23 protein-coding genes and 1 pseudogene are annotated in these 25,134 nt (G+C 71.7%); 5 read left to right on the top strand and 19 right to left on the bottom strand.

The window, feature by feature from the left end; genetic code table 11:
- Positions 1-3: 3 nt before the first annotated feature.
- The 10 genes from nuoH to CRP52_RS13240 form a co-directional block, all read right to left on the bottom strand.
- A complete protein-coding gene (nuoH, locus tag CRP52_RS13195; protein WP_097236579.1) occupies positions 4-1,335 on the bottom strand; it encodes an NADH-quinone oxidoreductase subunit NuoH in 1,332 nt (443 codons plus the stop codon).
- Positions 1,332-3,917: an NADH-quinone oxidoreductase subunit G gene (locus tag CRP52_RS13200; RefSeq protein WP_097236580.1), complete on the bottom strand. Its 2,586-nt coding sequence runs from the start codon at positions 3,915-3,917 to the stop codon at positions 1,332-1,334. The genes nuoH and CRP52_RS13200 overlap by 4 nt, the downstream gene beginning before the upstream one ends.
- A complete protein-coding gene (gene nuoF / locus CRP52_RS13205) occupies positions 3,914-5,275 on the bottom strand; it encodes an NADH-quinone oxidoreductase subunit NuoF (protein ID WP_097236581.1) in 1,362 nt (453 codons plus the stop codon). The genes CRP52_RS13200 and nuoF overlap by 4 nt, the downstream gene beginning before the upstream one ends.
- A complete protein-coding gene (nuoE, locus tag CRP52_RS13210; RefSeq protein ID WP_097240051.1) occupies positions 5,275-6,054 on the bottom strand; it encodes an NADH-quinone oxidoreductase subunit NuoE in 780 nt (259 codons plus the stop codon). Before nuoE ends, nuoF begins: the two co-directional genes overlap by 1 nt.
- Before the next feature lie 17 nt (positions 6,055-6,071).
- Entirely contained in the window at positions 6,072-7,412 is a 1,341-nt protein-coding gene (locus CRP52_RS13215; RefSeq protein WP_097236582.1) for an NADH-quinone oxidoreductase subunit D, read from the bottom strand.
- Positions 7,412-8,125, bottom strand: coding sequence for an NADH-quinone oxidoreductase subunit C (locus CRP52_RS13220; RefSeq protein ID WP_097236583.1), 714 nt, complete (start codon positions 8,123-8,125; stop codon positions 7,412-7,414). The genes CRP52_RS13215 and CRP52_RS13220 overlap by 1 nt, the downstream gene beginning before the upstream one ends.
- A complete protein-coding gene (locus CRP52_RS13225) occupies positions 8,122-8,676 on the bottom strand; it encodes a NuoB/complex I 20 kDa subunit family protein (RefSeq protein WP_097236584.1) in 555 nt (184 codons plus the stop codon). Before CRP52_RS13225 ends, CRP52_RS13220 begins: the two co-directional genes overlap by 4 nt.
- 126 nt (positions 8,677-8,802) lie before the next feature.
- Complete coding sequence (locus CRP52_RS13230) at positions 8,803-9,162, bottom strand: NADH-quinone oxidoreductase subunit A (RefSeq protein WP_030060100.1); 360 nt, start codon at positions 9,160-9,162, stop codon at positions 8,803-8,805.
- A gap of 488 nt (positions 9,163-9,650) precedes the next feature.
- Positions 9,651-10,397: a response regulator gene (locus tag CRP52_RS13235; protein ID WP_097236585.1), complete on the bottom strand. Its 747-nt coding sequence runs from the start codon at positions 10,395-10,397 to the stop codon at positions 9,651-9,653.
- Positions 10,398-10,439: 42 nt separating this feature from the next.
- Positions 10,440-11,504, bottom strand: a complete 1,065-nt coding sequence (locus CRP52_RS13240) for a sensor histidine kinase (RefSeq protein WP_143685727.1) — start codon at positions 11,502-11,504, stop codon at positions 10,440-10,442.
- 202 nt (positions 11,505-11,706) lie between these two features.
- On the opposite strand from CRP52_RS13240, the gene CRP52_RS13245 reads away from it, so the two are divergent.
- Positions 11,707-12,303 carry a hypothetical protein gene (locus CRP52_RS13245; protein WP_257032450.1) on the top strand — a complete coding sequence of 199 codons (597 nt, stop codon included), beginning with the start codon at positions 11,707-11,709 and terminating at the stop codon, positions 12,301-12,303.
- 9 nt (positions 12,304-12,312) lie between these two features.
- Here the strand turns inward: CRP52_RS13245 and CRP52_RS13250 are convergent, their stop codons facing one another.
- A complete protein-coding gene (locus CRP52_RS13250) occupies positions 12,313-13,308 on the bottom strand; it encodes a DMT family transporter (protein ID WP_097236587.1) in 996 nt (331 codons plus the stop codon).
- A gap of 257 nt (positions 13,309-13,565) precedes the next feature.
- A pseudogene (locus CRP52_RS13255) lies at positions 13,566-14,230 on the bottom strand (CatB-related O-acetyltransferase).
- Between the two features lie 94 nt (positions 14,231-14,324).
- Between CRP52_RS13255 and CRP52_RS13260 the strand changes: the two are divergent.
- The 3 genes from CRP52_RS13260 (at position 14,325) to CRP52_RS13270 (ending at position 16,437) form a co-directional block, all read left to right on the top strand.
- Positions 14,325-15,068, top strand: a complete 744-nt coding sequence (locus CRP52_RS13260; protein WP_257032451.1) for a TetR/AcrR family transcriptional regulator — start codon at positions 14,325-14,327, stop codon at positions 15,066-15,068.
- 101 nt (positions 15,069-15,169) lie between these two features.
- Positions 15,170-15,883, top strand: coding sequence for a peptidylprolyl isomerase (locus tag CRP52_RS13265; protein ID WP_257032452.1), 714 nt, complete (start codon positions 15,170-15,172; stop codon positions 15,881-15,883).
- A 146-nt stretch (positions 15,884-16,029) separates the two neighbouring features.
- Entirely contained in the window at positions 16,030-16,437 is a 408-nt protein-coding gene (locus CRP52_RS13270; RefSeq protein ID WP_257032453.1) for a MazG-like family protein, read from the top strand.
- On the opposite strand, the gene CRP52_RS13275 is transcribed toward CRP52_RS13270, so the two are convergent.
- From CRP52_RS13275 to CRP52_RS13300, 6 genes are all read right to left on the bottom strand, one after another.
- A complete protein-coding gene (locus CRP52_RS13275; RefSeq protein ID WP_107474895.1) occupies positions 16,434-17,744 on the bottom strand; it encodes a geranylgeranyl reductase family protein in 1,311 nt (436 codons plus the stop codon). The two genes, CRP52_RS13270 and CRP52_RS13275, sit on opposite strands and share 4 nt — an antisense overlap.
- A gap of 121 nt (positions 17,745-17,865) precedes the next feature.
- On the bottom strand, positions 17,866-18,561 hold the full coding sequence (locus CRP52_RS13280) for a demethylmenaquinone methyltransferase (RefSeq protein WP_097236590.1): 696 nt from the start codon (positions 18,559-18,561) through the stop codon (positions 17,866-17,868).
- A 128-nt stretch (positions 18,562-18,689) separates the two neighbouring features.
- Positions 18,690-19,277, bottom strand: a complete 588-nt coding sequence (locus tag CRP52_RS13285; protein WP_097236591.1) for a hypothetical protein — start codon at positions 19,275-19,277, stop codon at positions 18,690-18,692.
- Between the two features lie 233 nt (positions 19,278-19,510).
- Positions 19,511-20,176 (bottom strand): amidohydrolase family protein, encoded by a 666-nt coding sequence (locus CRP52_RS13290; protein ID WP_097236592.1) that lies wholly within the window; start codon positions 20,174-20,176, stop codon positions 19,511-19,513.
- Between the two features lie 58 nt (positions 20,177-20,234).
- Positions 20,235-21,455: a cyclic dehypoxanthinyl futalosine synthase gene (gene mqnC / locus CRP52_RS13295; protein ID WP_097236593.1), complete on the bottom strand. Its 1,221-nt coding sequence runs from the start codon at positions 21,453-21,455 to the stop codon at positions 20,235-20,237.
- 227 nt (positions 21,456-21,682) lie between these two features.
- Positions 21,683-22,657, bottom strand: a complete 975-nt coding sequence (locus tag CRP52_RS13300) for a menaquinone biosynthetic enzyme MqnA/MqnD family protein (protein WP_097236594.1) — start codon at positions 22,655-22,657, stop codon at positions 21,683-21,685.
- Between the two features lie 375 nt (positions 22,658-23,032).
- Between CRP52_RS13300 and CRP52_RS13305 the strand changes: the two genes are divergently transcribed.
- Positions 23,033-23,236 carry a cold-shock protein gene (locus CRP52_RS13305; RefSeq protein ID WP_097236595.1) on the top strand — a complete coding sequence of 68 codons (204 nt, stop codon included), beginning with the start codon at positions 23,033-23,035 and terminating at the stop codon, positions 23,234-23,236.
- A 236-nt stretch (positions 23,237-23,472) separates the two neighbouring features.
- Here CRP52_RS13305 and CRP52_RS13310 read toward each other — a convergent pair whose 3' ends face one another.
- The gene (locus tag CRP52_RS13310) at positions 23,473-24,804 is read right to left on the bottom strand and encodes a dicarboxylate/amino acid:cation symporter (protein WP_097236596.1); all 1,332 of its coding nucleotides are present in this window, start codon (positions 24,802-24,804) and stop codon (positions 23,473-23,475) included.
- Positions 24,805-25,134: the final 330 nt, after the last annotated feature.

Genomic DNA, 25,134 nt, shown 5'->3' on the forward strand with positions numbered 1-25,134 from the left:
GGTTCAGCTCCCTTCGGAATGGTCGGCCCCGTTGAGGGCGTCCTGGAGTTGCTTCGGGGCGCGGCTGCGCCGGCGGGGCACCGGCGGGAGCTCCTGGCCGGGCAGCGGCGGGACCGGGTAGCCGCCGGCCATCGGGTCGAACTCGCCCTGCGGGGGCGCCTCCTCGACCTCGGGCTGCTTGCGCAGGAAGTCCCGCAGCAGCACCAGCAGCAGCACCACCCCGACCGGGGCGCCCACGTACAGCACCACCTCGCCGAAGCCGTAGCCCTCGTTGCGCAGCGCCCGCACGCTCGCGATCAGCACCAGCCACACCAGCGAGACCGGGATCAGCACCTTCCAGCCCAGCTTCATGAACTGGTCGTAGCGGAACCGGGGCAGCGTGCCGCGCAGCCAGATGAAGAAGAACAGCAGCAGCTGGATCTTCAGCGTGATCCACAGCAGCGGCCACCAGCCGTGGTTGGCGCCCTCCCAGAAGGTCGACACCGGCCACGGCGCCCGCCAGCCGCCCAGGAAGAGGGTCGAGGCCACCGCCGAGACCGTCACCATGTTCACGTACTCGGCCAGCATGAACATCGCGAACTTCAGCGAGGAGTACTCGGTGTTGAAGCCGCCGACCAGCTCGCCCTCGGCCTCGGGCAGGTCGAACGGCGCCCGGTTTGTCTCGCCGACCATCGCGATGACGTACACGATGAAGGACACCGGCAGCAGCGCCGCGAACCAGGTCGGCTGCTGGTGCGCCACGATCTCCGAGGTCGACATCGACCCCGAGTAGATGAACACCGCCGCGAAGGACAGGCCCATCGCGATCTCGTAGCTGATCATCTGCGCGGCCGACCGCAGCCCGCCCAGCAGCGGGTACGTCGACCCGGAGGACCAGCCCGCCAGCACGATGCCGTAGATGCCGATCGAGGCGGTGGCCAGGATGTACAGCAGCGCGACCGGGAAGTCGGTCAACTGCATCGCCGTCCGGGTGCCGAAGATCGACACCTCGTTGCCGGCCGGACCGAAGGGGATCACCGCGAAGGCCATGAACGCGGGGATGGCGCAGACGATCGGGGCCAGGATGTAGACCACCTTGTCCGCGCCCTTGACCACCAGGTCTTCCTTCAGCGCCAGCTTCACGCCGTCCGCCAGCGACTGCAGCATGCCCCACGGGCCGTGCCGGTTCGGCCCGATGCGCAGCTGCATCCAGGCCACCACCTTGCGCTCCCAGACGATCGCCACCAGCACCGTCAGGACCAGGAAGGCGAAGCAGAAGACCGCCTTCAACAGGACCAGCCACCAAGGGTCCTGGCCGAAGAAGTGGAGCGTCTCGTACGGCTGCGGAGTTGTCATCGGTCCTCCCCTTCACCCGCGGTCGACCCGGCCGGGGCCTGCGCCGCCGAGGCCTGTGCCGTCGGAGTCTGCGCCACCGGAGTTTGTGCCGCCGGGGCCTGCCCTGTCGGCTCGACGGCTGCCTCGACCTCGGCCGCGGCGATCGTCACCAGGTGGCCGACGGTGGTGCCGAGCGTGCGGTGGGCGCCGCCCGGCGTGGAGTTGAGCGGGATCCAGACCGTGCGGTCCGGGATCGAGCCGGTGACCTCCAGCGGCAGGGTCAGCGAGCCGGCCGGGCCGGTCACCCGCAGCGCGGTGGCCGCCTCGGCGCCGATCTCCTTGGCCGTCTCGGCCGAGATCCGCGCCACCGCCCGGTGCCGGGTGCCCGCCAGGTGCGGATCGCCCTGCTGCAGCACGCCGTTGTCCAGCAGCTGACGCCAACCCGCCAGCACCGCCTGGCCGGTGGCCGGACGGGCCAGCACGCCCGGGTGCGCCGCCGGGTCGGCCGCGCGGTCCCCCTCCCAGGGGGTGAAGGCGTCCAGCTCCAGCCGGGCCGCCCGGACGTCCGGCAGGCCCAGCCGGTGCCCCAGCGCGTCCGCCAGCATGGTCAGCACCCGCAGGTCCGACTGCACGTGACGGCCCATCTGCTGGTCCGGCTTGAGCGCCGACTCGAACATCCGCACCCGGCCCTCCCAGTCCAGGAAGGTGCCGGCCTTCTCCGCCACCGCCGCCACCGGCAGCACCACGTCCGCGCGCGCCGTCACCGCGGAGGGCCGCAGCTCCAGCGAGACCACGAACGGCACTGCGGCCAGCGCCTCGTCGGCCAGCGCAGGGTCCGGCAGGTCGTCGAGGTCCACGCCGCCGACCAGCAGCGCGTCCAGCTCGCCGCTCGCCGCGGCCGCCAGGATCCGGTCGGTGTCCCGGCCCGGCCGGGACGGCAGCTCCGCCACGCCCCACGCCGCTGCCGCCTCCGCCCGCGCCGCCGGAGCGGCCACCGGACGGCCGCCGGGCAGCAGGCCCGGCAGCGCGCCGGCCTCCACGGCACCGCGCTCACCCGCCCGGCGCGGCACCCACGCCAGCCGGGCACCGGTCGCGTGCGCCAACCGCAGCACCGCCGTCAGCGCGCCCGGCACCGCGGCCAGCCGCTCGCCCACCAGGATCACCGCGCCCGGCGTGCGCAGCAGCTCCGCCGCCCGACCCGCGTCGTCGTTCAGCGGCTCGTCCGCCGCCAGCGCCCCGAACCACTCCGGCTCGGTGCCCGGCGCGGCCGGCAACAGCGCTCCGCGCAGCTTGGCCAGGCCCCGGGAACCGAACGCCGCCACCGAGAACACCCGCTGACCGCGGCCGCGGACCGCCTTGCGCAGCCGCAGGAAGACGATCGGCGACTCCTCCTCCGGCTCGAAGCCCGCCAGCAGCACCGCCGGCGCCTGCTCCAGCAGCTCGTACGTCAGGCCGTCGCCGTCCACGTCGACGCCCCGCCCGACCACGGCCGCGGCCAGGAAGTCCGCCTCCTCGCCACTGTGCGGGCGGGCCCGGAAGTCCACGTCGTTGGTGCCCAGCACCACCCGGGCGAACTTGGCGTACGCGTACGCGTCCTCGACCGTCACCCGGCCGCCCGCCAGCACGCCCGTCCGGGCGCCGCGCAGGCCCTCGGCGGCCCGGGCCAGCGCCTCCGGCCAGGAGGCCGGGACCAGTTCGCCGTCCACCCGCACCAGCGGGGTGGTCAGCCGGTCCCGCTGCTGGGCGTAGCGGAAGGCGAAGCGGCCCTTGTCGCAGTTCCACTCCTCGTTCACCGCCGGGTCCTCGCCCGCCAGCCGGCGCAGCACCTTGCCGCGCCGGTGGTCGGTGCGTTGGGCGCAGCCTGCCGAGCAGTGCTCGCACACGCTGGGCGAGGAGACCAGGTCGAAGGGGCGCGAGCGGAACCGGTAGGCCGCTGAGGTCAGCGCGCCCACCGGGCAGATCTGGATGGTGTTCCCGGAGAAGTAGGACTCGAAGTCGTCCCCCTCGCCGGTGCCGACCTGCTGCAGCGCCCCGCGCTCCACCAGGTCGATGAACGGGTCGCCGGCGATCTGCTGCGAGAAGCGGGTGCAGCGCGCGCACAGCACGCAGCGCTCGCGGTCCAGCAGCACCTGGCTGCTGATCGGCAGCGGCTTCTCGAAGGTGCGCTTCATGCCCTCGAAGCGGGAGTCGGCGGCGCCGCTGGACATCGCCTGGTTCTGCAGCGGGCACTCGCCGCCCTTGTCGCAGACCGGGCAGTCCAGCGGGTGGTTGATCAGCAGCAGCTCCATCACGCCGCGCTGGGCCTTCTCGGCCACCGGCGAGCTGAGCTGGGTGCGCACCACCATGCCCTCGGCGACCGGGATGGTGCAGGAGGCGACCGGCTTGCGCTGGCCCTCGATCTCCACGATGCACTGGCGGCAGGCGCCGGCCGGGTCGAGCAGCGGGTGGTCGCAGAAGCGCGGGATCTGGGTGCCGATGGTCTCGGCCGCCCGGATCACCAACGTCCCCTTGGGGACCTGCACTTCGACGCCGTCGATGGTGAGCGTGACCAGTTCGACCGCGGGCTTGTCTCCCGTGGAGGCGGTGGGCTCTGTGATCGTCACGCGTGCACCTCCCTTTCGGTGGCGGACTGGTGGCCGGGGCGGGGGCCGTCGGCCCAGACGGTGGAGGCGGCCGGGTCGAACGGGCAGCGGCGCTCGGCCAGGTGCTGCTCGTACTCGGCCCGGAAGTGCTGGAGCGAGGAGACGATCGGGCTCGCCGCGCCGTCGCCCAGCGCGCAGAAGGACTTGCCGTTGATGTTGTCGGCGATGTCAAGGAGCTTCTCCAGGTCCCCCTCGACGCCGCCGCCCGCCTCGATCCGCTTGAGCAGCTGGACCAGCCAGTAGGTGCCCTCCCGGCAGGGGGTGCACTTGCCGCAGGACTCGTGGGCGTAGAACTCCGTCCAGCGGGTGACGGCCCGCACCACGCAGGTGGTCTCGTCGAAGACCTGCAGAGCCTTGGTGCCGAGCATCGAGCCGGCCGCGCCGACGCCCTCGTAGTCCAGCGGGACGTCGAGGTGCTCCTCGGTGAACATCGGGGTGGAGGAGCCGCCCGGGGTCCAGAACTTCAGCCGGTGCCCGGGGCGGATGCCGCCGCTGAGGTCGAGCAGCTGGCGCAGGGTGATGCCCAGCGGGGCCTCGTACTGGCCGGGGTTGGTGACGTGGCCGGAGAGCGAGTAGAGCGTGAAGCCGGGCGACTTCTCGGTGCCCAGGCCCTTGAACCACTCCTTGCCCCGGGCCAGGATCGGCGGCACCGAGGCGATCGACTCGACGTTGTTGACCACCGTCGGGCAGGCGTAGAGGCCGGCGATCGCCGGGAACGGCGGCCGCAGCCTGGGCTGGCCCCGGCGGCCCTCCAGCGAATCCAGCAGCGCCGTCTCCTCGCCGCAGATGTACGCGCCGGCGCCGGCGTGCACGGTGATGTCGAGGTCGATGCCGGAGCCGAGGATGTTCCGGCCGAGCAGGCCCGCCCGGTACGCCTCGGCGACGGCCTCGTGCAGCCGCCGCAGCACGGGGACGACCTCGCCGCGCAGGTAGATGAACGCGTGGTCGCAGCGGATCGCGTAGGAGGCGATGACCATGCCCTCGATGAGCGAGTGCGGGTTGGCGAACAGCAGCGGGATGTCCTTGCAGGTGCCCGGCTCGGACTCGTCCGCGTTCACCACCAGGTAGTGCGGCTTGCCGTCGTTCTGCGGGATGAACTGCCACTTCATCCCGGTGGGGAAGCCGGCGCCGCCGCGGCCGCGCAGGCCGGCGTCCTTGACCAGGGCGATCACGTCGTCCGGGGGCATGGCCAGGGCCGCCTTGAGGCCCTCGTAGCCGTGGTGGCGGCGGTAGGTGTCCAGCGTCCAGGGGCGGCTGTCGTCCCAGGAGTCGGACAGGACGGGGGTGAGCAGCTTCTCGGCCGGCTCGGCGGCGGTCATCACGCCTCGCTCCCTTCCTGGCCGGTGCCCGTGCCCTCGGGGCGGGGCTGATCGTTGCGGGGCTGGTCGCTGCGGGGCGGCTCGTTGCGGGGTGAGACAACCCTGGCTGTGCCGGGCAGCGCCTCGCCGCGGGCCAGCCGCAGGCCGGCCAGGGAGGGCGCGCCGCCGGCGCCGGACTCGTCGTTGGCGCCGGGGCGTTCGTCGGGGAAGCCGGCCAGGATCCGGGCGGTCTCCTTGAAGCCGCACAGCCGGGCGCCGCGGGTGGGCCTGACCTCCCGGCCGGCCCGCAGGTCGTCGACCAGCTGCCGGGCGCTCTCCGGGGTCTGGTTGTCGAAGAACTCCCAGTTGACCATCACCACGGGCGCGTAGTCGCAGGCCGCGTTGCACTCGATGTGCTCGATCGAGATCGCACCGTCCTCGGTGGTCTCGTTGTTGCGGACGCCCAGGTGTTCCTGGAGCTCGTCGAAGATCTGGTCGCCGCCGAGCACCGCGCACAGGGTGTTGGTGCAGACCCCGACGTGGTACTTCCCGGCCGGGCGGCGCCGGTACATGGTGTAGAAGGTCGCGACGGCGGTGACCTCGGCGGTGGTGAGGTCCAACTGCTCGGCGCAGAACCGGATCCCGGTCGGGCTGACGAAGCCCTCCTCGGCCTGCACCAGGTGCAGCAGCGGCAGCAGCGCCGAACGGGCCTGGGGGTAGCGGGCGATCAGCTCGGCGGCGTCGGCGGCCAGCCGGGCGTGCACCTCCTCGGGGTAGGGTGCGGCCGGCAGCGCCGGCAGTCCGAGTTCGACGTTGGTCACCGGTCCACGCCTCCCATCACCGGGTCGATCCCGGCCACCGCGACGATCACGTCGGCGACCTGGCCGCCCTCGCACATCGCCGCCATCGTCTGCAGATTGGTGAACGACGGATCCCGGAAGTGGACCCGGTACGGGCGCGTCCCGCCGTCGCTGACCACGTGCACGCCCAGTTCGCCCTTGGGCGACTCGACCGCCGCGTACGCCTGGCCGACCGGGACCCGGAAGCCCTCGGTGACCAGCTTGAAGTGGTGGATCAGGGCCTCCATGGACTCGCCCATGATCTTGCGGATGTGGTCGAGCGAGTTGCCCATCCCGTCCGGGCCGACGGCCAGTTGGGCGGGCCAGGCGATCTTCTTGTCCGCCACCATGACCGGGCCCGGGCGCAGCCGGTCCAGGCACTGCTCGACGATCCTCAGGGACTGCTTCATCTCCTCCAGGCGGATCAGGAAGCGGCCGTAGGAGTCGGCGCTGTCGGCGATCGCGACCTCGAAGTCGTAGTCCTGGTACCCGCAGTACGGGTCGGTCTTGCGCAGGTCGTGCGGCAGGCCGGTGGCACGCAGGATCGGGCCGGTGGCACCGAGGGCCAGGCAGCCGGGCAGGTCCAGGAAGCCGACGTCGACCAGGCGGGCCTTGAACACCGGGTTGCCGGTGGCGAGTTTGTCGTACTCGTGCATCCGGGAGCGGAAGACCTTGACCGCCTCGCGGATCTGGTCGACGGCGCCGGGCGGCAGGTCCTGGGCGAGGCCGCCGGGGCGCACGTACGCGTGGTTCATGCGCAGGCCGGTGACCAACTCGAAGACGTCCAGGATCAGTTCGCGGTCCCGGAAACCGTAGATCATCAGCGTGGTGGAGCCGATCTCCATGCCGCCGGTGGCCAGGCAGACCAGGTGCGAGGAGATCCGGTTGAGCTCCATCATCATGACGCGGATGACGTTGGCCCGGTCCGGGACGTCGTCGGTGATGCCGAGCAGCTTCTCGACCGCCAGGCAGTAGGCGGTCTCGTTGAACAGCGGGGTCAGGTAGTCCATGCGGGTCACGAAGGTGGTGCCCTGGACCCAGCTGCGGAACTCCATGTTCTTCTCGATGCCGGTGTGGAGGTAGCCGATGCCGCAGCGGGCCTCCTTCACCGTCTCGCCGTCGATCTCCAGGATCAGCCGCAGCACGCCGTGGGTGGACGGGTGCTGGGGGCCCATGTTGACGATGATGCGCTCGTCGTCGGCCCGGCCTACCGCCTCGACCACCTCTCCCCAGTCGCCACCGGTGACGGTGAAGACCCGGCCCTCGGTGGTCTCGCGGGCGTCCGCTTCCTCAGCCTGTTCGTAGTGCCGGGTGTTCATCAGCTGTACGACCTCCGCTGGTCGGGAGCCGGGATCTGGGCGCCCTTGTACTCGACGGGGATGCCGCCGAGCGGGTAGTCCTTGCGCTGCGGGTGGCCCAGCCAGTCGTCCGGCATCATGATCCGGGTGAGCGCCGGGTGGCCGTCGAAGACCAGGCCGAAGAAGTCGTAGACCTCGCGCTCGTGCCAGTCGTTGGTCGGGTAGACGCTCACCACGGAGGGGACGCGCGGATCGGCGTCGGGCGCGGTGACCTCCAGCCGGATCAGCCGGCCGTGGGTGATCGAGCGCAGGTGGTAGACCGCGTGCAGCTCACGGCCCTTGTCGCCGGGGTAGTGCACGCCGCTCACGCCCAGGCAGAGTTCGAAGCGCAGCGCCGGGTCGTCACGAAGGACGCGGACGGTCTGCAGGAGGTGGGCGCGGTCGACGTGGAAGGTGAGCTCGCCGCGGTCGACCACGGTCTTCTCGATCACCTCGGCCGGGTCCAGCCCCTGCTCCTCCAGGGCGCCCTCCAGCTCGTCGGCGACCTCGTCGAACCAACCGCCGTACGGGCGTTCGCTCGCGCCGGGCAGCACGATCGGGGCGGCCAGGCCGCCGAACCCGGAGGTGTCGCCGCTGCCCTGGGCGCCGAACATGCCCTGGCGGCGGCCGACCACCTCGACCGGGATCTCGCGGACCGGCCGCTCGCGGCGGGTCTCGGGCACCTGCTCGTTCATCGCAGCTGCCCCCGCATCTCGCTGATCGGGGTGGCCTGGAGGGCCAGCGCCTCGCCGAGTTCCTCAGCCCGGCGCCGGTTCGCTCCCAGCGGCTCGTGACGGATCTTGTCGTGCAGCTTCAGGATGGCGTCCATCAGCATCTCCGGACGGGGCGGACAACCGGGCAGGTAGATGTCCACCGGGACGATGTGGTCGACGCCCTGCACGATCGCGTAGTTGTTGAACATCCCGCCGGAGGAGGCGCAGACGCCCATCGAGATGACCCACTTGGGATTGGGCATCTGGTCGTACACCTGGCGCAGCACCGGGGCCATCTTCTGGCTCACCCGACCCGCCACGATCATCAGATCGGCCTGCCGGGGTGAGCCCCGGAAGACCTCCATACCGAACCGGGCCAGGTCGTAGCGGCCGGCACCGGTGGTCATCATCTCGATCGCGCAGCAGGCCAGACCGAAGGTGGCCGGGAAGAGTGACGCCTTGCGCACCCAGCCGGCGGCCGTCTCCACGGTCGTGAGCAGAAAGCCGCTCGGCAGCTTCTCCTCGATTCCCATCAGATCCCTCTCAATGCCCTCAAGTCCTCTGGTACGTCCGACCCGTCCGGGGCTTCGTCCGCTTGTCCGCTCGTTCACAAGGCCGACGGCGGTCACCCCGCGTCCGGGCTCAGCCCCACCCCGGGGTCAGTCCCACTCCAGGCCGCCGCGGCGCCACACGTACGCGTACGCGACGAAGACGGTGGCGATGAAGAGCAGCATCTCGACGAGCCCGAAGATCCCCAGGGCGTCGAAGGTCACCGCCCAGGGGTAGAGGAAGACGATCTCGATGTCGAAGACGATGAAGAGCATCGCCGTCAGGTAGTACTTGATCGGGAACCGACCGCCGCCCACGGGCTGCGGGGTCGGCTCGATGCCGCACTCGTACGCCTCCAACTTGGCCCGGTTGTAGCGTTTGGGGCCGGTCAGTGAGGCCATCACGACGGAGCCGACCGCGAACGCCGCCGCGATGGCACCGAGTACGAGGATCGGCGCGTAGGCATTCATAGCCCCCGCTCCCTCCGTCCAGTCGTCCTTGACTGCAGATCGGAACCGGCGGGTCACGCTGAGGTGAACCCGCGTCCCAGTTCCCGAGATCCACCTCATGTGAGGCAGTTCACAAACCCTGGAACGAGCGCATCCTATGCCTGTCGGCTTGTGATCTGCGACACGCAGTTCACCGCGATCTTTGTGATCTACGACACCATGTGAATGGTGGCGAATGTGAACATGCCCAGATATGTCGACGCAAAGGAGTCAAATGATCACAAGTAGTCGCATTCACTTGTGAAGCGGCTGGTCAGGGGCGCATTCCTATATCAACTATGCGTCGCCGGAGGCAAATTTAGCGGCGTCATGTTGACGTGTTATAGCGGCTCACTCGCAGGGGTGGCGGGGGCCCGAACGCTCGCTTGACCCTTCGTTCACAAGCGCACCGGCAACCGCTCGCCGCTCGAACCTCCGCCCTCGGAAACCGCCCTGCGGACCAGCGTCGGTTACCGCTTGCCGGCCGCCTGCTCCCACACCCAGGCCGCGATGCCCACCCGGTTACGGGCGCCGAGCTTGCGCTGGATGCTGGCGAGGTGGTTCTTCACCGTCCCCGGCGAGATGAACAGCCCCGCACCGATCTCGGCGTTGGTCGCCCCGTCCGCCACCTGCTCGGCGATCTCCCGTTCCCGTGCGGTCAGTTCCTCCACCGGCCCGGCTATCAGCGGGCCCGCCGCCGACGCACCGGAGCCCGCGCGGGGGCCCGCACCGCTGCCCGGTCCCGGCTTCGGCCCGTGCTTCGGCCCCGCTCCCGGGAGGGTCGCTCCGGGAAGGGCCATGTGTCGCAGCAGCCGCACCGTCACCTGCGGACTGATCAACGCGTCCCCGGCCATCGCCGCCCGGATCGCCTCGATCAGCAGCACCGGCCCCGAGCGCTTCAGCAGGAACCCGGCCGCACCGTGCCGCAGCGCCGTGTGCACGTACTCGTCCAGGTCGAAGGTGGTCACCACGATCACCTTGTACGCGTCGGCCAGTTGCCGGGTGACCTCCAGGCCGTCGAGCTTCGGCATCCGGATGTCCGCCAGCACCACGTCCGGCCGCAGCCTCCTCGCCTCCGCCACCGCCGCGGCGCCGTCCGCCGCCTCCGCGACCACGACCATGTCCGGCTGGGCGTCCAGGATCATCCGGAACGCACTGCGGACGTCCGCCTGGTCGTCCGCGATCAGGATCCGAACCGGCCCCGTGCCACTGCCCATGCCCTGCACCTCCCCGTCACCGACCCGCGTCGGTCGCTACGATCACGCCGGCTCCGCGCCGGACTCCTCCAACGGCAGCACCGCCGTCAACCGCCAGGCCTCACGCTCGTACGGGCCCGCCTCCAGCGAACCACCGAGGGCCTCCACCCGGGCCGCCAGCCCCGGCAGTCCGCTGCCGCCACCCCGGCGCGGCCGCCCCGCCGGCCCCTGCGCCCGACCGTCGTTGGTCACCGTCAGCTCCAACCGCCCTCCACTGCGACGGGCTCGGACCTCGACCGCCCGCGCGGCCGGAGCGTGCCTCCGGACATTGGTCAGGGACTCCACCACGATCCGGTGGACGGTGCCCTCCACCTCGCGCGGCACCGGCCCCTGCGGCAGCTCCAACCGGACCTCGGCGCCGCCGGTGGCAGTGAACTGCCGGGCCACTTCGGCGAGTTCGGCCAGCCCGGGCTGCGGATCCCGACTGCCGCCCTCCTCGCTTCGCAGCAGCTGTACCGTCCGGTCCAGCGAGGCCAGCGCTCGCTGCCCGGCCTGCTCTATTCGCTGGAACATCTCGGCCGCCCGAGCCGGATCGATCCCGGCCAGGTACGCCCCCGCCTGGGCCTGGGCGACCATGCCGCTCACATCGTGTGCCACGAAGTCGTGCAGGTCATGGGCCAGTTCGAGCCGCTGTGCGCGCCTGGCCTCGACCACCGCCTTGTGGCGCCCCTCGTCCAGGCCCCGCAGGTAGAGCCCTATCAGCACCGTCGGCAGGGACAGCATCGAGCCGAACCCGAAGAGCGTGAGCACGTCCGCGGGCCCGTCGAAGCGGGAGGGCCAGAGCGCGACCGCTCCGCACGCCGTCCAGGCCGCCACCGCGGTTCGCGGGCCGTCCCCGGCCCGCAGGGTGAGGACCACCGCCAGGAGCAGGGCGGCCAGTTCGACCAGACCGACCAGCCCCGTCCAGCGGGCCGACTCCGTCCAGGGGCCGGCGAACCAGACGGCAGCCGAGACCGCCACCGACACCGCGCCGAGCGCGGTCGTCATGGCAGCCGCCCCGTGGCGCCCGCGGAACTTCCAGGCCGGCAGCAGCAGGACCGGAACGACCAGCGACAGGATCCGAGTCATCGTCACCGCCTCTCCTCGACTCTTCGACTGCCGTCACATTACGACGCCGCCCAGGCCACCCGCCTGTGCCGATCGGCATATTTCAAAGGCCGGTTGAGCAGGAGGAACAGCCCGATCGGCACTGCCGCGACCCCCTGGCGGACCTCCAGTCTTGAGTCACCGCACCGGCCACGGAGGCCGGAGCCGAAGGGAGCCCACCACCATGTCGAAGCTCGTGATCAACGCCCGCAGCACCACCCGCCGCGCGGAGGCGGCGCCCCCGGCCGTCCTGTCGGCCCCGGCCGTCCCGCCCGCCCCGCGCTGGGCGCGGCTCGCCGCCAAGGCCGCCGTCCTCACCACCGTCCCCTCGGGGCTGTGGCGGATCGCCTTCGGTTTCGGCATCCCGATGGGCTTCACCGGAGCGACGGCCGCGGCGTACGCCGAGCACCAGCCGGGCTGGGGCACTGTCTACTGCGTGGTGCTGAGCCTGCTGGCCGAGGCCCTGGCCTTCCTGACCCTCGGCCTGGTCCGCCCCTGGGGGCTGGTGGTGCCCCAGTGGATCCCGCTGATAGGTGGCCGCCGGGTCCGGCCGCTCGCCGCGATCGTCCCGGCGCTGCTGGGCTCGGTGGTGCTCACCGTCCTCGGCATGGAAGGCCTGTTCGGCCGCTGGGCCGACAACCTGGCCGAGCCGGATTCGCCGCACGGCCTCGCCGCCGTCGTGATGACGCTGGCCTACCTGCCCCTGGTCGCCTGGGGCCCGCTGCTCGGCGCGGTCACCGTCGACTACGCCCGCCGGACCTTGCGGCGGCGCCGGTCATGAGGGCGGCGGTCACACCGAGGCCGGCTCCGGGCTCGGCCCCACCGCGTCGGACACACCGCCGCCGTCGTCCTCGGCCGGGCATGGCGCGGGAGCGGGAGCCGGTGCGGGCGCGGGAGCGGTACGCCGGCCCCACTCGGTCGCCACCAGCACCAGGGCTCCGCCGAGCAGGGCGAGCGGGCCCATCCGGTTCCCGGCCACCGTGATGCCGAAGACGGCGGCCCACAGCGGCTCGGTGCCGAGCACCAGGCTCACCCGGGAGGGCGAGGTGGCCCGCACCGCCCACATCTGGACGAAGAAGGCGAACAGCGTGCAGAACAAGGACAGATGCAGCAGCCAGGCCCACTGGCCGGCCCCGTACGAGCGGGCGACGGTCCACGGCGACGGCCCCACGGCCAGCGCGACGACGGCGAACACGCCGGTGGCCACCGCGAGTTGGACCCAGGTCACGGCGAGCATGTCGGTGTCGCGCAGCGCCCGGGTGCGGGCCATGGCGAGGACGTACCCGGAGCGGACGAGGGCGGCGCCCAGCACCAGCAGGTCGCCGAGCGAGGGAGCGCGCAGCCCTCCGTCGCCGGTGAGCAGGGCGACGCCGAGGACGGCCAGCCCCGCGGCCGCCAGGAAGGCCCGCGGCGGTGCGGCCCGGCCGAGGGCGCTCTCGCCGAGCGGGGTGAGCACCATCGCGAGGCTGATGATCAGCCCGGCATTGGTCGCAGAGGTGTGCACGGCGCCGTAGGTCTCCAGCAGGAAGATCCCGCTGAGCACCGCTCCGAGTGCGGCGCCGCCTATCCACTCGGCGCGGCTCAGCCTCCGCAGGGCCCGCCAGGCGACCGCCCCGAGCAGCGGCAGCACCAGCCCGAACCGCAACACCAGCATCGCCACGACCGTCCCCGGCTCCGCCACCCGCTGGACGGCGAGGAAGCTCGACCCCCACACCACGGCCACGAGCAGCACCGGAAGATCGCGAAGGATTGACGAGGAGGGGCCCTTGGACCACGAGGCAGGCATGAGGAGGATCCCTCCGAGCGAACGGAACCGACGGGCACGAGGACCGTACGGCGTCGGACGGACCCGGAGCCGGACGGAAGGCCCGGCGGCGAACGGGGCGAAGCATGGAGCGGGGCGCAGCGTGGAGCGGAGCGCGGGGTGCGCCATCTTCGCAAACCGGCGCGCTGATGATCAATGCCCGTCCGAACACTGGATGGCCTGGCCACGGATGATCAGGTCGCGAATGGCCAGCCGGCGAACGCCCAGGTGGCGAACGCTCAGGTGGCGAGCAGGCCGTTCGCCGCCGCGATCGCCTCGATGTCGGCCGGAGTTCCGGACATGACGGCGCGGACGTGCTCGGTCACCAGCTCGACCGGCCAGTCCCACCAGGCGGCGCGCAGCAGGCGCTCGATGTCGGCCTCGTCGAAGCGTCGGCGGATCGGACGGGCGGGGTTGCCCCCGACGATGGTGTAGGGCTCGACATCGGAGGTGACCACCGCGCCGGCCGCGATGATCGCACCGTCTCCGATCCTGACCCCGGGCAGGACGGTGGCCCCGAAGCCGAACCAGACGTCGTTGCCGATCACGGTGTCGCCCCGGCTGGGCAGGCCTGTGACGATGTCGAGGGTCCGCTCGGTCCAGCTGCCGCCGAACATCGTGAAGGGGAAGGTGGAGACGCCGATAGCCGGGTGGGCGGCGCCGGCCATCAGGAAGCGAGTCCCCGTGGCGATCGCGCAGTACTTCCCGATCACCAGCCGCTCGGGCCGTACGCGTAGAGGACGTTGCGCTCCTCGAAGCGGGTGGCGCCGTCGGGATCGTCGAAATAGGTGTACTCGCCGACCTCGATCCGCGGATCGGTGACGAGCGGTCGCAGCAGGACGACCCGGTCGTGGCCCGCGAGCGGGTGGAGCAGGGTGGGGTCGGGGATGGCAGTGGTGGTCACACAGGCTCCTCTCGTAATGCGACTCAAGTCGCATTACGATGAGCATGGCATGATCGCCACCTCACGGCAAGCCTTAATGCGACTGGAGTCGACTTTGACCGGAGCCAGCCCTACGTCCGGAGCCGCCCGCCCGGAGCAGCCACCCCGCACGCCCACCCCTCGGCCGGGCGGCCGCAGCGCCCGGGTGCGGGCGAACGTGGTCGCCGCCACGCTCGCCGAGGTCACCGAAAAGGGGTACGACGGCCTCACCGTCGAAGCGATCGCCACCCGCTCCGGCGTCCACAAGGCAACGCTCTACCGGCGGTGGAGCGGGGTGGACGGTCTGATCGCCGACGCCCTGACCGCCTCCGCCGACCAGCCCTGGCCGCTGCCCGACACCGGCGACCTCCAGCAGGACCTCCGCCGGATCACCCAGGAGGTGTTCGACGTCTTCACCGACCCCGACCTCGGCCTCACGCCCATCGCGCTGATCTCCGCCGCCCAGCGCTCCGACATCGGCGCGGCCGCCCTGCGCGCCTTCTTCTCGGCCCGCCACCGGCAGGCCGCCGAGGTTGCCGAACGAGCCGCCGCCCGCGGTGAGTTGCCGACCGGAACGGACGGGGCCGAGGTGGTCCGGGCCGCCACCGCTCCGCTCTACTACCGTCTGTTCGTCTCCGGCGAGCCGCTGGATGCCCGCACCGCCGAGCGGGCCGCCGACGCCGCCACCCTGGCCGCCCGCGCCGGACTCTTCGCCCCCGCCCCGGAAACCCCGACCAGCCCGACCAGCCCGGAAGCTCCGACCAGCCCGACCAGCCCGACCAGCACGGAAGCTCCGGCCGCCCCCGAGACCCCCGCCTGACCGAGCACCAGCACCATCCGTCACAAGGGAGGCACCGTCCCGCCCTGCCCACCCTGCCCCGCCCCCTACCGCATCCCCACCCGGCCGTGGATGATGCCTCCATGACAATCCAGCCGTCCACCACCCCCCGGAAGGCCCGTCACGTGAAGCGCACCCACTGGGCGTTGGTCGCCGCCGCCACCGTTCTCCCGCTCGTGGCGAGCACCGGCACCGCCGTCGCGGACACCTCCGCCCCTGCGGCGGCCACCCCCGCCGCCGGCTGCACCTACACACCGGCCGTACCGGCCGACAACTTCAAGGGCATCCCGGTCTTCGACGCCAAGAAGGCGGCCCAGCCCTACCGCGCGACGCTGCGCACCGGTCAGGGCCAGATCACCTTCGAGGCACTGACCGACAAGGCGCCCTGCACCACCTTCTCGTTCCGCTTCCTCGCCGAGCACGACTACTTCGACCGCAGCCACTGCCACCGCCTCACCACCCAGCGGATCTACGTCCTGCAGTGCGGCGACCCGACCGGTACGGGCAGCGGCGGGCCCGGTTACTCCTTCCCGGACGAGAACCTGACCGGCGCCACCTACCCGGCCGGCACGGTGGCCATGGCCAACGCCGGCCCGAACACCAACGGCAGCCAGTTCTTCTTCGTCTGGAAGGACACCAAGCTCTCCCCCGCCTACACCCCGTTCGGCCGGATCACGGCCGGCCTGGACGTGCTGCAGAAGATCGCCGCCGGCGGCGAGGACGACCAGAACAACCCCGGCGACGGATTCCCCACGCTCCCCGTGAACATCCGCCATGTGAAGATCAGCACCCGCTGACCGAACCCCTCCCCGACCCCGGTCCCGGTCCCGACCCCGACCCCAACCCGAGCCCCCTCCCCGTCCCCGGCCCGATCGCACCGACCGGGCCCCTCCCCGCTCCCGTACGGTGGCAGCACCAACGACACGCAGGGGAGCAGCACCGCATGGACAGCCGGACCTGGGAGAGCGTCGACCACCTGGTCGCATGGCTGGACGAGCAGAGCACGCAGTCTCCCCGGGAGGAGCGGCTACTGCGGCTGCTCAAGCTGTCCGAGGAGGTCGGCGAGGTCGGCGCGGCCGTGATCGGTGCCACCGGCCAGAACCCGCGCAAGGGGGTCACCCACACCTGGGAGGACGTCCAGCACGAGCTCTGCGACGTGGTCTTCTCCGCGCTCGTCGCCCTGCGGACGCTCACCCCCGACGCGGCCCGGGTCTTCGCCGACCGCCTCGCCTACGTCGAACAGCGCTCCGCCGCCTCCCGGCGCCCGATCGACGGACCCCGGGAGACGGCGGCGAAGAGCCCGGAGAAGGCCCCGGACCGGGCCCCCGACAAGAGCCCGGAAGAGGCCTAGGCGTTCGGCGCGACCCTGGCGAGGCCGTTGATGACGCGGTCCATTGCGTCACCGCCCTGCGGGTCGGTCAGGTTGGCGAGCAGCTTGAGGGTGAAGCGCATCAGCATCGGGTGGGTGAGGCCGCGCTGGGTGGCGATCTGCATCACCTTCGGGTTGCCGATGAGCTTCACGAAGGCGCGGCCCAGGGTGTAGTAGCCGCCGTACACGTCCTTGAGGACCCGCGGGTAGGCCTGCAGGGCGCGCTCCCGCCCGCCGTCGGTGACTCGCGCGAGTGCCTGCACGATGACGCCCGCGGCGATCTGGCCGGATTCCATCGCGTAGGCGATGCCCTCGCCGTTGAACGGGTTGACCATTCCGCCCGCGTCGCCGACGAGCAGCAGACCGCGGGTGTAGTGCGGCTGCCGGTTGAAGGCCATCGGCAGCGCGGCACCCCGGATCGGCTCGGTCATGTTCTCGGGGGTGTAGCCCCACTCCTCCGGCATGCCGGCGCACCAGGCCTTGAGCACCTCGCGCCAGTCCAGCTCGCCGAAGGCCGGCGAGGAGTTGAGGATGCCGAGGCCGACGTTGGAGGTGCCGTCGCCCATGCCGAAGACCCAGCCGTAGCCCGGCAGCAGCTTGCGCTGGCTGCCACGGGTGTCCCACAGCTCCAGCCAGGACTCCAGGTAGTCGTCGTCGTGGCGCGGCGAGGTGAAGTAGGTGCGGTAGGCGACGCCCATCGGGCGGTCCTCGCGCCGGTGCAGGCCCATGGCGAGCGAGAGCCGGGTCGAGTTGCCGTCGGCGGCGACCACCAGCGGGGCCCGGAAGGTGACCGGCCGCTTCTCGTCGCCCAGTTTGGCGGTGACGCCGACGATCCGGCCGGTGCGGTCGTCCAGGACGGGCCCGCTGACGTTGCAGCGCTCGTAGAGCCGCGCACCGGCCTTCTCGGCCTGACGGGCCAGCAGCTCGTCGAAGTCGGCGCGCTTGCGGACCAGGCCGTAGTCGGGGAAGGAGGACAGCTCGGGCCAGTCCAGCTCCAGCCGGACGCCGCCGCCGATGATGCGCAGGCCCTTGTTGTGCAGCCAGCCGTTCTCGGTGGAGACGTCGATGCCCATGTCCACCAGCTGCTTGGTGGCGCGCGGGGTCAGGCCGTCGCCGCAGACCTTCTCGCGCGGGAAGGCGGTCTTCTCCAGCAGCAGCACGTCCAGCCCGGCCTGGGCCAGGTAGTACGCGGTGGTGGAGCCGGCCGGGCCCGCACCGACCACGATGACGTCGGCCGTGCTCTCCACCGGGCTGTCCGGCTTCGTCAGATCGGCTGCGGTCTCGGACACGTGGACACACTCCTGGAGCTGCGGCGGGGGACGGCGGCTTTTGTCTCCGGCAGTCTAGTTCCGCTCACGCCACCGCAGACGCCCGCGCCCCACCGCACGCGCAGCCGGCCCGGCCACGCGGCTACGCGACCTTGTACGCCCGGTGCAGCGCGACGATCCCGCCCGTGAGGTTCCGCCAGGCGGCCTTCGACCAGCCGTTCTCCTGCAGCTTGGCGGCCAGCCCGGGCTGGTCCGGCCAGGCGCGGATGGACTCGGCGAGGTAGACGTACGCGTCCGGGTTGCTGCTGACGGCGGTGGCGACGGGCGGCAGCGCACGCATCAGGTACTCGGTGTAGACCGTCCGGAACGGCGTCCAGGTCGGCGTGGAGAACTCGCAGATCACCAGCTTGCCGCCGGGCTTGGTGACCCGCAGCATCTCGCGCAGCGACGCGTCGGTGTCCTGGACGTTGCGCAGCGCGAAGGAGATCGTCACCGAGTCGAAGGTGTCGTCCGCGAACGGGAGCCTGGTGGCGTCCCCGGCGGTGAGCGCCAGCTCGGGGTGTCGGCGCTTGCCCTCGGCGAGCATGCCGACCGAGAAGTCGCACGGGACGACCTGGGCCCCGGCCTCGACGAAGGGCAGCGAGGAGGTGCCGGTGCCGGCCCCGAGGTCGAGCACGAGGTCCCCCGGTCCGGCGGACACCGCCTCGGCCACCGCCCGGCGCCAGGCGCGGGCCTGGCCGAGGGAGAGCACGTCGTTGGTGCGGTCGTACTTGGCCGCGACGTCGTCGAACATGGCGGCGACTTCGTGTGGCTGCTTGTCCAGAGAGGCTCGGGTCACGCACCCATTGTTCACCCTCGCACGGACACCCCGACCAACGGGGCACACCGGGCCGGCCCCGGACCGGAGGACCACGGCGGAGCACGCCACCGTCGGTGCTGCCCTCAGCGCCCCCGTCACCGCTGCGCTCAGTGCTGCCCGCGCCGCCCGCCCGCGCGCCGCTTGCGGCGGGAGCGCTTGCCGTGCGTTATCGCGGGCATCCCGTCCGCCAGGGCCTCGGTGGCCAGCGCGAGGTTGGCGGCCAGCCGCCCCTGCCCGTCGCGGATCGCGACGGCCTTGCGGTACTGCCGGATGCGCAGCAGGCAGATCACGAAGAGCACCACGGCGACCGGCACGCTGAACCGGGCCAGGCCCACGCCGACCGGCTGCGGGTAGGTGTCGCCGCAGATCCGAACCGCTCCCGCGTCGTCGGCGGCGTGCTCCAGGCAGACCTTGTCGCCGACCTTGGCGCTGTCCGAGAGCGGCAGCGCGGCCGCGGTGTGCGCCTGTCCGTCGGCCCGGTAGCTGACGGCGCTGTAGGTGCCGCCGCCGGTCGGGAGCTGGGTGACGACTCCCTCGACTCTCACCGGGTGCGCCTCGATCCGGTCGGCCTGGTCGGCCTGGCGCCAACCGAGCAGGCACATGCCGACGGCCAGCACGGCGCTGAGCACGGCGGCGAGGTACCAACCACGGCCCATCCGCGGGGTGCGCGGTGGGGGAACGGTCGCGGTTCGCATGGTTCCTGTCCTGGCTTGCCGTCGGGGCCCGGTTGCCGGCCCCGCCGCCCGCGGGCACGGACGGTGGTGTGGTGAGGGTACGGAGTGAGCTGTCCGGGATCGTATCCGCTGGCGGGCCCTCAGGTCACGGCGAAGGGACAATCACCCCCCGTCATCGGAACCGGAGTTCGGGTGCACACGAAGGAAGTCCCGTGCGCCGCAAGGAATTCCGGCTACTGACGAGTACGTCACACTCAGCGCCGCCGGTACACCAACCGTCCGCCCAGCACGGTGGCCAGGCACCCGCCCGCCGCCGGCTCGGCGCTCCCCTCCCCCGCGGCCGCGAACACCGCGAAGTCCGCCCGACCCCCGACCGTCAGCCGCCCGTACACGGCCTCCGCGAACGGCAGCACGGCCAGCGGGTCCAACGCCCCGCCACCCTCCCCGTCCGACCCCGCACCCGCACCCGCACCCGCACCCGCACCCACCGACGCCACCAGCCCCGACCGCGCCACCGCCGTCCGCACCGAGGCCCGCTCGAACGGCCCGGCCACCGCCGTCACCCCGAACCCGAGCATGCGCTGCAGCCCCCGCCGCGCACTCGCCCCGCACCGCGCCTCGTCCGTCGACCCGACCAGCCCGTCCACGACCGGCTCGACGCCGATCTCCTCCCGCGGATCCGGGTGGTAGGCACGCTCCAACAGCCAGTGCCCGTACGGATTGCGCAGCCCGGGCGCCAGCACGGCGGTCGAGCCCCAGTCCCGCACCCGCGCGCCCGGGTGCGCCGCCGCCAGCGCGCCGTACGGCCCGACCGCGTCGACGCGTTCGCCACGCACCACCACCGCCCCGTCCGGGTGGGACGGGGCGGTGGGATCGGCCGGGTCGGGCAGCACGAATGCCGCCCGGTGCAGGGTCAGCACGAGAGCGCCTTCACGAGGAGCGACGGCAGAACGAAGAAGGACGGCAGAACGGCCGGCCTCAGTTGTCCAGGATCTTCAGCTCGGGGTGCGCCGTGCCGCCCTCGATCGCCGTGGAGGCGATGTGCGAGGCGACCCGCGGGTCGACCGGGTCGTTGGCCGGGTCGTCCAGCACCCGCAGGTGCTCGTACGTGGTCGAGCGCTGGGCCGGGACGCGGTCGGCGGCCCGGATCAGGTGGATCAGCTCGGTGAGGTTGGAGCGGTGCTTGGCACCGGCGGCCGAGACGACGTTCTCCTCCAGCATGACCGAGCCGAGGTCGTCCGCGCCGTAGTGCAGCGACAGCTGGCCCGCCTCCTTGCCGGTGGTGAGCCAGGAGCCCTGGATGTGGGCGACGTTGTCGAGGAACAGGCGGGCGATCGCGATCATCCGCAGGTACTCGAAGACGGTGGCCTGGGTCGAGCCCTTCAGGTGGTTGTTCTGCGGCTGGTAGGTGTAGGGGATGAAGGCCCGGAAGCCGCCGGTGCGGTCCTGCACCTCGCGGATCATCCGCAGGTGCTCGATCCGCTCGGCGTTGGTCTCGCCGGTGCCCATCAGCATGGTGGAGGTGGACTCCACGCCGAGGCCGTGCGCGGCCTCCATGATCTCCAGCCAGCGCTCGCCGGACTCCTTCAGCGGGGCGATCGCCTTGCGCGGGCGCTCCGGCAGCAGTTCGGCGCCGGCGCCGGCGAAGGAGTCCAGGCCCGCCTTGTGGATCCGGGTGATCGCCTCCTCGATGGAGACGCCGGAGATCCGGGCCATGTGCTCGACCTCGGAGGCGCCCAGCGAGTGGATCACCAGCTGCGGGAAGTCGGCCTTGATCGCCGAGAACGCGCGCTCGTAGTACTCCACGCCGTAGTCCGGGTGGTGGCCGCCCTGGAACATGATCTGGGTGCCGCCCAGTTCGACGGTCTCGGCGCAGCGGCGCAGGATCTCGTCGAGCTCGCGGGACCAGCCCTTGTCGCTCTTCGGCGGCACGTAGAAGGCGCAGAACTTGCACGCCGTCACGCAGACGTTGGTGTAGTTGATGTTGCGCTCGATGATGTACGTCGCGATGTGCTCGGTACCGGCGTAACGGCGGCGGCGCACCGCGTCGGCGGCGGAGCCGAGCGCGTGCAGCGGCGCCGAGCGGTAGAGCTCCAGCGCCTCCTCCGGAGTGATCCGGCCGCCGGTGGCGGCCCGGTCGAGCACGGCCTGCAGATCGGTGCTGGACGCATCGAGGGTGGTCGCTGCGAGCTCGGTCACCTGGCGGCCTTCTCTCTCTCGGGTGTTGCTGCTGTCTGCGCCGCCGGCCCGGACAACGGGGCGTCCGGGTACGGCCGAACCAGCCTACGCCAGCACATTCCGCCGCCCGCGGCAGGCCGCGTCCCACCGCACCCGGCCACCGCTGCCCACGGCTCCGGCCCCGGCCGCGACCGCGACCGCCCCGCCCCGCCCCGCCCCGGTCCGCCCCGCCCCGGTCCCCGCCCCGCTCAGTCGAGCGTCGACTCCGCCGACACCAGCGGCGAGTCCGCCGGAAGCAACGGCAGCTCCGCCGGCTCCAGCAGCCGCACCGCCACGTCCGACGCGAAGCCGCTGTCGTGCGCGACCCGCCGGGCGAACTCGGCGACGCCGGCCAACTGCCGCTCGCCGAGCGAGAAGTCGAGCGCCTCGCTGAAGTACCGCTCCAGCACGTCCGCGCCGAAGGCCTCCCAGCGGGCGGCCTGCTCGGCGACCTTGGCGGCCTCCACCAGCGACAGGTCGCGGGACTCCAGGAAGGCCCGGTGCACGGCCGCGGTCAGCTCGGGGCAGCGCTCGGCGAACTCGCGGCGCACCGCCCAGACCGCGAAGACGAACGGCAGGCCGGTCCACTCCTTCCACATCTCGCCGAGGTCGTGGACGGTCAGCCCGAGTTCGGCGGCCTGTCCGAGGTAGGCGCGCAGCGCGGGGTCGCCGATCAGCACGGCGGCGTCGGCCTCGGCGAGCATCGCGCTGAGGTCCGGCGGGCAGCTGAAGTACTCCGGGTGCACGCCCTCGCGCTCCTCCAGGAGCAGCCGGGCGAGCCGGACCGAGGTGCGGCTGGTGGAGCCGAGGGCGACCCGGCGGCCGTCGAGGTCGGCGAGCGGCACCTTGCTCACGATCAGGCAGGACATCACCGGGCCGTCGCTGCCGACCGCGATGTCGGGCAGGACCAGCAGGTCGTCGGCGTTGCGCAGGTACTCCACGCAGGTGATCGGGCCGATGTCCAGGGCGCCGCCGACGAGCTGGTCGCTCAGCTTCTCGGGGGTGTCCTTGGTGAGGTCCAGATCGAGCAGATTGCCGGTCCTGGCGAGTCCCCAGTAGAGGGGGACGCAGTTCAGGAACTGAATATGGCCGACCCTCGGCCTGACCGGCGGGTTCTCTGCGGCCGGGGCGTTCCGGGGCTCCCGCGTTCGCGCGTCCGGTGTTTGTGCGTCCGGTGCTGCCACTGCGCCGCTCCCTTGCTGTTCGTGCGCTTCCTCCGCAGGGTATGCCCGCTGGTCACGACGGCTCGCACCGGCCACCCGACACGCCCTCACGCGCCCCCAACACGCCTTTCCACGCCCGCTCCCGCGCTTACGACACGCGCCTTGGGAGCCGCAAGTGACCTCTGGTCGTCACAGCTGCCGCATGCTAGCGTTGCCCTCAGTTGCAGTTTGATTCCCCTTGCAGTACTTGAAGCCTGCGGAGCATGTAACCGCAGGCTTTTTGTAGTTTTTCAGCAATATCGAAAAACTTCGGACTCGTCCGGAGGCAGGGCGATCAGCGCAGCGGACTGGGAGCCACACGGTGTGGTCCCCGACACGCATCGCAAGGAGAACGGCATGGCCACGGGAACCGTCAAGTGGTTCAACGCTGAGAAGGGCTTCGGCTTCATCGCCCAGGAGGGCGGCGGCCCGGACGTCTTCGTTCACTACTCCGCCATCAATGCGAACGGTTTCCGTTCGCTGGAGGAGAACCAGACGGTCACCTTCGACGTCACCCAGGGCCCGAAGGGCCCGCAGGCGGAGAACGTCACCGCTGTCTGACCATCCTCTGATGATCTGATCGCTCGGGACCCCGACGGGTCCACCGGCGGCTCCCGACAGCCGTCACCATGAGCACAAGAGCAGTACCCAAGGGGGCCCGCCCGTGTGGTGGGCCCCCTGCCTTTTCTCCTCCCGGCCGAGCCCTGCCCCGAGCCCGGCGCAGATTCGGACGGAGAACACGGAAGGGCCCTTCCCCGGTGCCGGGGAAGGGCCCTTCCGTCGTCCTCGGGCGGCGATCAGGCCGCGGCCGGCTCCCGGACGGCAGCCGACGGGACGTCCGCGTCGTACAGGTCGCCCGAGGGGTTGTCGTACGCGGCGCGGTCGAGGATCCTCTCCCGCGCGGCGACCACGACCGGCACCAGCACCTGCCCGGCGACGTTGGTCGCGGTGCGCATCATGTCCAGGATCGGGTCGATGGCGAGCAGCAGGCCGACGCCCTCCAGCGGCAGGCCAAGGGTGGACAGGGTCAGCGTCAGCATGACGATCGCACCGGTGAGGCCCGCGGTGGCGGCCGAGCCGACCACCGAGACGAAGGCGATCAGGATGTAGTCCTTGATGCCGAGCTCGATGTTGTAGACCTGGGCGACGAAGATCGCGGCGATCGCCGGGTAGATCGCGGCGCAGCCGTCCATCTTGGTGGTGGCGCCGAAGGGCACCGAGAAGGACGCGTACTCGCTGGGGACGCCGAGCTTCTCGGTGACACGGCGGGTGACCGGCAGGGTGCCGACCGAGGAGCGCGAGACGAAGGCCAGCTGGATCGCGGGCCAGGCGCCCTTGAAGAAGTGCAGCGGGTTGAGGCCGGCGGCGAAGCGCAGCAGCAGCGAGTAGACGACGAAGAGGACCAGCGCGCAGCCGACGTAGATGTCGAGGGTCAGCGTGGCGAAGGGCTTGAGCAGGTCCCAGCCGTACTTGGCGACGGACTTGCCGATCAGGCCGAGGGTGCCGAGCGGGGAGAGCCGGATGACCCACCACAGCGCGGTCTGGGTCAGCTCCAGCACGGACTCGCTGAGCTTGAGGACCGGCTCGGCCTTGGCGCCGAGCTTGATGATGGCCGCGCCGACCACGACCGCCATGAAGACGATCTGCAGCACGTTCACCTTGGCGAAGGCGTCGACGATGTTGGTCGGGAAGATCCCGGTCAGGAAGTCGATCCAGGTGCCCTTGGAGTCGAGCGCCTTGAGGCCGTCGGTCTTGAGGTTGGTGCCCTGGCCGGGATTGGTCAGCAGGCCCAGGCCCAGGCCGATGGCGACCGCGATCAGCGAGGTGATCATGAACCAGAGCAGCGTCCGGGTGGCCAGGCGGGCCGCGTTGGTGACGTTGCGCAGGTTGGCGACGCTCACCACGATCGCGGTGAACACCAGCGGCGGGACGGCCAGCTTCAGCAGCTGGACGAAGATCTTGCCGATGGTCTCCAGGGTGGTGGCCAGCCAGGAGATGTCGGCGGTCCGGGCCAGGTAGCCGAGGCCGACGCCGAGCACGAGGCCGGCGACGATCTGCACCCAGAACGGCGTCTTGCGGATACGGGCGAGCACGGAGGGCGACGAGGTCGCCTCGGGCGCTGTGGACATGGGGGTGCGGCTCCCGGGGAGGGCGTTGCTGACGGTGGGGCGAGCGGGGCGGAGAAGGCGGCACGGCGCGCGGGCCGGACAGGAGAGGTCGGCCCCCGGTCAGGGGCGTGCCGCCGCAATACAGCTCGGGGCAGTACAGCGCAGGGCGCGACAACGGCGCGGGCTGTCCACAGCACCGGTCAGAGCGCAGGGGCGGGCGGCGCCGGGCAGCTGGCCCGGGCCGTGCATCCGCAGTGCGTCTGAGGTGGTCATGGCCGACACGTTAGCAGTAAAGGTTTGAGATGTTCAAAGTACTTGTTTGAGGTCAAGGCGAGATCCGGACACGAACCA

The organism is Streptomyces sp. 1331.2, from assembly GCF_900199205.1.
In the GTDB taxonomy this organism is placed as follows: Bacteria; Actinomycetota; Actinomycetes; order Streptomycetales; family Streptomycetaceae; genus Kitasatospora.